The sequence below is a fragment of the Halochromatium sp. genome (assembly GCF_046541315.1).
In the GTDB taxonomy this organism is placed as follows: Bacteria; Pseudomonadota; Gammaproteobacteria; order Chromatiales; family Chromatiaceae; genus Lamprobacter.
Window position 1 is genome coordinate 1 of the sequence record NZ_JBKHDN010000283.1, and the last position, 2,785, is coordinate 2,785.

At 64.7% G+C, this 2,785-nt stretch carries 3 protein-coding genes; all 3 read left to right on the top strand.

Annotation, left to right across the window (positions count from 1 at the left end; genetic code table 11):
• Nucleotides 1–592 precede the first annotated feature (592 nt).
• On the top strand, nucleotides 593–1,570 hold the full coding sequence (locus tag ACLFQI_RS13170; protein WP_410759999.1) for a 1-phosphofructokinase family hexose kinase: 978 nt from the start codon (nucleotides 593–595) through the stop codon (nucleotides 1,568–1,570).
• Between the two features lie 28 nt (nucleotides 1,571–1,598).
• The gene (locus tag ACLFQI_RS13175; protein ID WP_410760000.1) at nucleotides 1,599–2,588 is read left to right on the top strand and encodes a type I glyceraldehyde-3-phosphate dehydrogenase; all 990 of its coding nucleotides are present in this window, start codon (nucleotides 1,599–1,601) and stop codon (nucleotides 2,586–2,588) included.
• A partial coding sequence (locus ACLFQI_RS13180; RefSeq protein WP_410760002.1) for a cation-transporting P-type ATPase occupies nucleotides 2,585–2,785 on the top strand: 201 nt, incomplete at its 3' end. The genes ACLFQI_RS13175 and ACLFQI_RS13180, both read left to right, overlap by 4 nt.

The following is a 2,785-nucleotide window of genomic DNA, read 5'->3' on the forward strand; positions in this document are numbered from 1 at the left end:
GCGCATCGCCAATGCGCTCCAGGAGCGGGTCCGCGCCCTCGGCGCCGGCTCCCTCAGCTGCTCATGCTCAGCTGCTCAGGCCTAGGAGGCACCTGGGATGACAACTGATGACCAGGTGGGGGTTTTGCACACCCGTCGGGCGAAAGCAACCACACCGCTTCGCTGGCAGGCCTCGCGTCTGCCCTCGACCAACAAGCTAGTCCGCCACTGCCAAGGTCTGAGCGCGGCGACAACGACTCAGTAAGCCGCCACCGATCGCGCCATCTAGCTCGGCGCCAAGGCCTGAGCACCGGAACGACTACTCCGATCGTGATGGTGCCGATGAACGACCGGTTCAGACAGGCCACTGCTGGCATGCATTCTGCTCAAGTCGAGGTCGTACAACGCGAGCGAGCGCATCGGAGCTGAGTCCTTTCAGGGGGTTCATCCGCGAATAACCTGAACAGGTCTGTCTGCCTGGCGGCCAAATTGCTTGCTTCGCCTTGCGCAGTTCTTTGTGGTCAGGCGCTAAGGGGGCCGAGCAGTCCATGCGGGCAGTCCTGTGCATCGCATCAACGCACAATCATCGTGAACCTCATCATGGAGATCCGGGATGCCCGACGTCGTCACGCTGACCATGAATCCGGCGCTCGATCTGAGTAGCGAGACCGAGCAGCTGACTCCCGGGAAGAAGACACGTTGCAGTCTGCCGCGCCACACGCCCGGCGGCGGCGGCATCAACGTTGCCCGAGGCCTGCATCGGCTCGGGACTGACGTGCTCGCGGTCTATCCGTCTGGTGGACCGACCGGCCAACGGCTCGATGGTCTGCTGAATCAGGCTGGCATCCGGACCCAATCGCTGCCGATCGACGGCGACATCCGCGAGAATCTCTCCTTGGCGGAGCAGGCACCGCACCTAGAATCCCCCAAGGTCTTCCATCTGGTGTTCCCCGGGCCGACGCTTGCCGAGCGCGAATGGCAGACCGTTCCCGAGGCGCTCGAGGCGATCGCCCCAGCGCCGCGTTATCTGGTGCTCAGTGGCAGTCTGCCACCCGGCGTGCCGGCAGACTTCTATGCCGAAGTGGCTCAACGCGTCTCACAGCGCGGCACCCGGGTGGTGCTCGACACGGCGGCGCCAACACTCGATGCCACCTTGAGCGCACAGCCACCGCTGTTCCTGATCAAACCCAACCATCACGAATGCCACCAGCTGTTCAAGGTCGAGCGCGAGGAGCCTGAGGCCTATCTCACCGGCATGGACGCGCTGCTTGCCAAAGGTACCGCCGAGGCGATCGTCGTCACCCTAGGTAGCCAAGGGGCGGTCGTCGCTGCCGAGGGCCTGCGCCTGCACTTGCAGCCACCCTCGGTCGAAGGCCGAGCACCAATGGGGGCTGGCGACAGCTTCGTCAGCGCCCTGATCCATCGGCTGACCCAAGACGGCAGGCTGTCGGAAGCAGCCCGCGATGGCGTCGCTGCCGCAGCGGCTGCGGTCAAGATCCGCGACGCCAATCTCTATCGCAAGCAAGACCTGGAACAGCTGCGCTCGCAGGTCCAGATCCACGAGCATCATCCTGGGCACTCGCAATCCTGAACCCACGCAATCCTGAGGAGTCACGATCATGGCAAGAATCGCAATCAATGGACTCGGGCGCATCGGACGCGCCACCCTGAAACTGGTCATGGAGGAGCCCACACTCGAGCTGGTCGGTGTCAACGATCTGGCGGACCCCGAACAGCTCGCCTACCTGCTGCGCTACGACTCGGTCTACGGGCGCTCGACGCAGGAGATCGCCAGCCAAGACGGTCAACTGGTCATCGATGGCCAGCGCATCCCCGTGTCCAACCACGAGGACCCGTTGCTATCACCCTGGAAGGATCTGGATGTCGATCTGGTCTTCGAGTGCACCGGGGTGTTCAGGGACCGGGACGCCCTGCAACGCCACCTCGAGGCCGGCGCTCGCAAGGTCATGCTCTCCGCCCCGGCCAAGGACGAGAGCATCCCGATGGTCGTCCCCGGCGTTAACGACTCCGGCACGGCACCGATCTTCTCCTGCGCCAGCTGCACCACCAACTGCATCGCGCCCGTGACCGAGATCATGCAGCGGCGCATCGGCGTCGCCAAGGCCATGATGACCACGGTGCATGCCTACACCTCGACGCAGGAGACGGTCGATGGACCCTCCAAGCGCATGGAGCGCGGGCGGGCGGCGGCAGTCAACCTAGTGCCCACCAGCACCGGGGCGGCCGAGGCCACCAATCGCGTGCTCGGGGACCATCCGATCGAGTTCGATGGACTCGCTGTGCGAGCGCCGGTTGCGGTGGGCTCGCTGGCGGACATCACCTTCGTCACCAGTCGGGCGACCTCGCGCGAGGAGGTCAACAAGGTCTTCATGGAAGAGTCGCTGAACCCCCGTTACTCGACAGTGCTCTCGATCATCGAAGAGCCGATCGTCTCCTCCGATGTCATCCAGGACGCGCACGCCTCGATCGTCGACCTGGGCCTGACCCGCGTCGTCGACGATGACCTGGTCAAGGTGATGGCCTGGTATGACAACGAGTGGGGCTATGCCGCCCAAATGGTGCGCGAGGCAGTCCTTCTCTACCAATGAAGGCGTTCTACCGACAGCAGCCAGAGGCCGCGCTCAAGCAGCTGGACAGCGATGCTGACAGCGGCCTCTCTGAGGCCGAGGTCCGCGAGCGGCGCGAGCAGTATGGCCGCAATGCGCTGCGCCAGACGCGCTCGCGCCCGGCCTGGCGCATCCTGATCGACCAGCTCGCCAGCATCGTCGTGCTGCTGTTGCTGGCG